Source organism: Streptomyces sp. NH27 (genome assembly GCF_056859195.1).
In genome coordinates this window covers 1-4,860 of sequence record NZ_JACEGK010000572.1, presented here as the reverse complement: position 1 = coordinate 4,860, position 4,860 = coordinate 1, and the positions used below count along the sequence as shown (strand labels likewise).

4 protein-coding genes are annotated in these 4,860 nt (G+C 69.8%); 3 read left to right on the top strand and 1 reads right to left on the bottom strand.

Translation table 11 applies throughout. From position 1 onward, the window contains the following. The coding region (locus AC13HU_RS32155) for a gamma-glutamylcyclotransferase family protein (protein ID WP_483045508.1) at positions 1–435 on the bottom strand (435 nt) is incomplete at its 3' end. A 337-nt stretch (positions 436–772) separates the two neighbouring features. Between AC13HU_RS32155 and AC13HU_RS32150 the strand changes: the two genes are divergently transcribed. The 3 genes from AC13HU_RS32150 to AC13HU_RS32140 all read left to right on the top strand — a co-directional run bounded on the left by AC13HU_RS32150 (position 773) and on the right by AC13HU_RS32140 (position 4,834). Beyond that, positions 773–2,221: an NAD(P)H-quinone dehydrogenase gene (locus tag AC13HU_RS32150; RefSeq protein WP_483045507.1), complete on the top strand. Its 1,449-nt coding sequence runs from the start codon at positions 773–775 to the stop codon at positions 2,219–2,221. Between the two features lie 130 nt (positions 2,222–2,351). After that, positions 2,352–4,109: a C2 family cysteine protease gene (locus AC13HU_RS32145; protein ID WP_483045506.1), complete on the top strand. Its 1,758-nt coding sequence runs from the start codon at positions 2,352–2,354 to the stop codon at positions 4,107–4,109. Further along, positions 4,106–4,834, top strand: a complete 729-nt coding sequence (locus tag AC13HU_RS32140) for a hypothetical protein (protein WP_483045505.1) — start codon at positions 4,106–4,108, stop codon at positions 4,832–4,834. The genes AC13HU_RS32145 and AC13HU_RS32140 overlap by 4 nt, the downstream gene beginning before the upstream one ends. The last annotated feature ends 26 nt before the right edge of the window (positions 4,835–4,860 follow it).

Below are 4,860 nucleotides of genomic sequence, written 5' to 3'. Positions count from 1 at the left end.
GCAGGGCCGCTTGCGCATCTCCATCACATAGTCGTACGGCGCGCCGGCGGACTCGGCGGCGTCCGCGAGTTCGCCGAGGTAGCGGGCGGAGGGCAGGCCGCCCTCGTAGTCGTTGAGGACGTACAACCAGGCCGCCTCGTCGCCGTCGAGGGTGTGCACGCGCAGGGTCGTACGCCGGTAGATGCTCAGCGGTACGCCCTCCCACCGGTCCATGGACTCCTCGTCCACTTCGGCGATGTCGTACAACCCGATGAACACCTGGTGGCCCGGCGCCTCCACGACCGTGGCCAGCGCGCCCTCCCAGCCCATCTGCTCGCCGCCGAACGTCAGTCGCCACCCGTCGAGCCACCCGGTGCCGCGCAGCGGGGAGTGCGGGGCGCGGCGCGTCATCAGCCGCGCGTCGAGGTTGCTTGCGTAGGCGGCGTAGAGCGACATGGACACGAGAGTACGGGAGCGGGGTTCGCGCGGCGTAAGGAGCGGACGCCGCGTCCGTGTGCGACCCGGCCCGCCGACGTCCCCGCCGGGAGTCGGGCGGCGTCCCGGGCGCACCCGCGGCGCCACCTGCGACGTCGCCCACTTTCGTACGGCCGGGGGTCGGCCGCTGTCCGCGTCGCCGTTCGTGTCGCGGGGCCCGGCGCGGGGCCCGGCGCAGTCCTGCCGCAGTTCCGCCGCGGTCCTGCCACGCTTCCGCCGCGGTCCCGTCGGGCCGTATCACCACCCTGTCGCCGTACGGGCAGGACCCTGGCGGCGAGCGCTTGGCACGTGCGGGACAATGGGGTACGTGACTCGGATCGTGATCATCGGTGGCGGACCTGGCGGCTACGAAGCTGCGCTCGTAGCGGCGCAGCTCGGCGCGGAGGTGACCGTCGTGGACACCGACGGCCTGGGCGGGGCGTCGGTGCTGACCGACTGCGTACCGTCCAAGACCCTCATCGCCACGGCCGAGGTGATGACGACGTTCGACTCCTCGTACGAGGAACTGGGCATCATCGTCGCCGACGACACGCCACCGCTGGAGCGTTCGTCCCGGGTGGTCGGGGTGGACCTCGGCAAGGTGAACCGCCGGGTGAAGCGGCTCGCGCTCGCCCAGTCGCACGACATCACCGCGGCCGTGACCCGGGCCGGCGCCCGGGTGATGCGCGGCCGCGGCCGGCTGGAGGGTTGCCCGACCGCCGAGGGCACCCGCTGTGTCGTGGTCGAGGCCGCCGACGGCAGCAGCGAGCGGCTGACCGCCGAGGCGGTGCTGATCTCGACCGGGGCCCGCCCGCGCGAGCTGGAGGACGCGCTGCCCGACGGCGAGCGCATCCTGAACTGGACCCAGGTCTACAACCTCGACGAGCTGCCGGAAGAACTGATCGTGGTCGGTTCCGGCGTCACCGGCGCGGAGTTCGCCGGCGCCTACCAGGCGCTCGGCTCCCGGGTCACGCTCGTCTCCTCCCGCGACCGGGTACTGCCGGGCGAGGACCCGGACGCCGCCGCCGTCCTGGAGGACGTCTTCCGCCGCCGCGGCATGAACGTGATGGCCCGCTCCCGCGCGCAGTCCGTGAAGAGGGTCGGCGACCGCGTCGAGGTGGCGCTCGCCGACGGCCGGATGATCAGCGGCACGCACTGCCTGATGGCGGTCGGCGCGATCCCCAACACCGGCGGGATGGGCCTGGAGGAGACCGGCGTCAAGCTCACCGACTCCGGGCACATCAAGACCGACAAGGTCTCCCGCACCAGCGCCCCGGGCGTCTACGCGGCCGGCGACGTCACCGGCATCTTCGCGCTCGCCTCGGTCGCCGCGATGCAGGGGCGGATCGCGATGTACCACTTCCTCGGCGACGCGGTGGCCCCGCTCAACCTCAAGACCGTCTCCTCCAACGTCTTCACCGACCCGGAGATCGCCACCGTCGGCTACACCCAGGCCGACATCGACGCCAAGCGGATCGAGGCCAACGTCGTCAAGCTCCCGCTGCTGCGCAACCCGCGGGCGAAGATGCAAGGGGTCCGCGACGGCTTCGTCAAGCTCCTCTGCCGCCCGGGCACCGGCATCGTGGTCGGCGGCGTCGTCGTCGCCCCCAAGGCGAGCGAGCTCATCCACCCCATCTCGATCGCCGTCGACAACAGCCTCACCGTCGAGCAGATCGCCAACGCCTTCACCGTCTACCCCTCCCTCTCCGGTTCCATCGCCGAGGTCGCCCGCCAGCTCCACACCCGCAAAACCGGCCACGGCGGCTGAAGTCCCCTTCACCCAGCGTCACATGTCGGTCGCGGCTGTCCCGATTCCGTAACACGCTGCCACGACCACGCCCTCCCGGGCTCCCGTTCCCCTACGGTGACAACCACATTGCGAACACGGGGGGTGCCGCATGGGGCAGAAGACGGGTGATCCAGGCGATCCGGGCGAAACGCCCGAGCAACTGAAGCAGCGCGCAGGCGACTTGCGGGACTGCGCGCGCACGGCCCGCAAGCTCGCGGGATCGCTGGGGCCGTATCTGGACAACGCGGTCGGTCAGGCCGAGTCCAAGATCTGGCAGGGGCCGTACGCCACGACTACCACCGCGATGCTCGTCTCCCGCAAGTCCACGCTCCACCAGATGACATCCGACCTCGTCGCCGACGCCTCCCGCTGGGACACCGAGGCGCAGGCGCTGGAGGACCAGGCGGCGGCGAAGAAGAAGCAGCAGTCCGCAAAGGGGGGGCGGTTGATGGAGTTCGCCGGGTTCGACACCGAAAAGATCGACGTGCTGGCCGGCGATCTGAAGAAGGCGAGCCAGGGCGCGGGTCCCCTGCACCGCCAGATCGCGGTCGTTCTGACCCGAGCCGACGGCCTCCTCAAGGGCAGCAAGCCGGTCACCACCAGCACCTTGCTCCAGCCGCTCGTCGGCGATCTGACGGGCGGCCTCTTCTTCGGCGGCTACCGCTGCATGCCGGGCACCCTGACCCGTGAACTCGACGACACCCAGGCGTCGATGAAGCGCCGCTGCGCCCAACTCGGCAGTGTGAAGACGCTCGTCGACGACGGCTACGGCGTCGACCCGTCGCTCTACTTCGACGACGAGAAGGCGCCGGACGAGAAGAAGATCAACGCTGCGCTGACCGACCTCGCCGAGCTGAACGGCAAGAACGCCGGTGACACCGACCGCCGTTCGGACCTGGAACGGATCAAGCGCGATCTCGACGGTCTCACCCCGACCGAGCTCGACGCCTTCCTCGACAAGGTTCCGGCCGGCGACCTCGCCCACTTCGACGACGTGGCCACCCACACCGGCAACAGTGGCATCTGGCCCTTCCAGCACTCCAACGGCCTTCCCTCGGGCGAGTACCGCGACTTCACCAGCTCCCTGCTGAAGAAGGCGGGCCCCACGCACTGGCCCAAGATCGAAGCGGCCTTCCCGGTCCAGCCGGGCTTCGACACGACGGACGCGTGGCTGGAGGGGCAGAACTCCCGGCAGGAACAGGGCGTCCACGGCATGCACTACGGCATGCCGCAGGACCCGTTGTTCAAGACGCCGGGCGCGATAGACGCGTCCGGCGTCAAGCAGAACCCCAACGGCACGGTGAACGTGCGGATCTGGGACAAGGACGGAAACCTGCACCGGGTCACTGTCACCCCCGACATTCCGCTGGCCGGTGACAACACCCCCGTGTCCGCCTACGGCGCGCACGAGAGCCGGCCCGCCTACTACGAGAAGGCGTTCGCCCTGATGTATGCGGGTGACACGGGCGGCGCCCCGGACGACCATCAGGGCGACCCGCTCTACGACCGGGCCGAACAGGGCGACTACGGCGCGACCGAGTGGGACTTCACCGACAAGGCACCGCCCTACGTCACCGGTAGCAAGTCCAAGGCGATCGGCGACGGCTTCGACGGCGTCAAGAAGGCATATCAGTCGCACCATCCGGTCATCGGGGCGACCCCGTCCGACGACGAGCTCAAGAAGAACCTCGACCCGAGCTGGGACGGGAACTATGTCACGCGGCACGTCTACTACGTGAAGGGGTTCGATACTCAGGGCAACATGCTTCTCGGTAACCCTTGGGGGCCAGGCAATGACGTCACGGTCACCCCGGAGCAGTACAAGGAGTACTTCGAGACTCCGCAGCAACTCCAGGTGGGCAAGTGATCTTCTCCCGGTCGAACGCGGTGCGGGGGCTCGGCCTGGTCTGCTGCTGCCTGCTGCCCGCCGGTTGCGGCTCCTCGGGTGGGGGCCCCGGTCACCCGTCCTCCCCGGCTTCCACGACGCCGGTGGCCGTGGACAAGGGGCCGCAGTGCGTGGGGGATGGCGCCGTCAAAGGGCTGCACCTGTTCAGCCTGGCCGCGACAGCGCTGCCGGGCGGAGCGAGCGTGACGTACACCGAAGGACACTCCGACGGCACCCACCGCACTGCGGAGTTGACAACCGGCTCCACTCGGCTGACCGTGCAGCCCGCGCAGCGAGTCGACCTGGGTGGCCGTACGTACACCGTCGCTCAGATCTGTACCTACCGCGTCGTGCTGACCGGTCCTGGGCTGCACGCGCCCACTGAAGGGGGAGGGCAAATGACCGACTGGCCGATGACCCGGGACGGCATGCTGTCGCTGGCCTGGCACACGCCCAACAGCAGTACCGGGGGTGATCAGGTGGTGGTCACCGACATCAAGTCCGGCCCGCTGCGGTGCGCCGTCCACGTCGTGCACGACAGCCGACCCGCCGGCACATTCCGCGACGTGCCGGTGGGCGGCACGATCGAGTTCGCCGGCCGGCTGTGGAAGGTGGCACACATCGACACGGGAAGCATGGATGGCTCCGTCGCCTCGAAGGACTTCAAGCCGGGCCACGTCGAACTCCAGGAACTCGGGGACGCATAGCGTGGGTTGGCGGGGGTGGGGCACGT

Excerpts from the sequence above, each read along its gene's own strand:
- AC13HU_RS32145 (WP_483045506.1), top strand. The coding sequence starts at position 2,352 with ATGGGGCAGAAGACGGGTGATCCAGGCGATCCGGGCGAAACGCCCGAG.
- AC13HU_RS32150 (WP_483045507.1), top strand. The coding sequence starts at position 773 with ATGGGGTACGTGACTCGGATCGTGATCATCGGTGGCGGACCTGGCGGC.